This is a genomic window from Streptosporangium sp. DT93 (genome assembly GCF_049844535.1).
Lineage (GTDB): Bacteria > Actinomycetota > Actinomycetes > Streptosporangiales > Streptosporangiaceae > Streptosporangium.
Genome location: NZ_JBNCLF010000016.1, coordinates 231,325 through 232,224 on the forward strand (window position 1 = coordinate 231,325; position 900 = coordinate 232,224).

A 900-nucleotide genomic window follows, 5' to 3' on the forward strand; every position below is an offset into this window, starting at 1 on the left:
TGTCACATGCTCGGACCCGGTGCCGCAAGGTCATGACCGCTGGACACGCTCCGGCCCGTCTCCCACGCTCAGCCGCGGCCGGCGTGCATGGCCAGGCACCGCTTGAGCGCGTTCCTGGCGTTCTGCCGCTGCGGTGCGATCTTCACCAGCGTCGCCTCCCGTACCTGCACGTACTTGGTCCGGGCGGCGTTGTAGGCGTCCACCGCCTTCTTCGTGGCGGCGTCCAGCGCCGGTGTCTTGATGCCGAGCTCCTGGAGGGCCATCCTCTGGGAGAGCTGCTCGACGTTCGCGGTGCCGCCGGCCTTCACCAGGACGACGTGGGCGGCCTTGACCTCCGGACGGGCGTCGACGTTGACGAGGGCGTCCTCGGCGTTCAGCAGCGCCAGGTGCTCCTGCGCGCAGGGGGCAGGGGCGACGGACGTGGACGCGGTGGCCGCGCCGGCGGTGGACAGGGTGGCGACGAGGCCGAGGGCGGCCAGTGCCGTGATGGTGCGGGTGCGCATGAGGTTACTCCCGTGACTGTTGAGGGTTGACTGGCATGTGACCTCGTGCACCGTAATCACTCCGGGTAATCGCCCTCGTTCTTCAAGGTCACGTCAAGGATCGCGCCGGGCCGTACGGGAGGGGACGGACCGCACGGGAGCGGGCGGGCCGTTCGGGAAAGGGTGGGCCGTACAGGAAGGGCGGGCCGTTCGTTCGGGAAGGGGGCGTTCGGGAAGGGCGGGCCGTTCGACGGGGAACCGGCCGCGTGGGCCCGTGTGAAGCGGGCCCGTGCGAGAACGGGGTGGGGGGGGGGGGGGGCCGGGGGGGGGGGGGGGCGGGGGGGGGGCGTGGGGGAGTTGATCCACGCGGGAGGAGCCGGCTCCGGCCGGGTGAAGCCGGTCCAGGCGGGACCCTCGG

The 900-nt window shown here is 72.4% G+C and carries 1 protein-coding gene; it reads right to left on the minus strand.

Going from position 1 to position 900, the window contains the following annotated elements; translation table 11 throughout:
* Positions 1–68: 68 nt before the first annotated feature.
* Positions 69–503, minus strand: coding sequence for a hypothetical protein (locus tag ACLQ2R_RS29965; RefSeq protein ID WP_425964268.1), 435 nt, complete (start codon positions 501–503; stop codon positions 69–71).
* Positions 504–900: the final 397 nt, after the last annotated feature.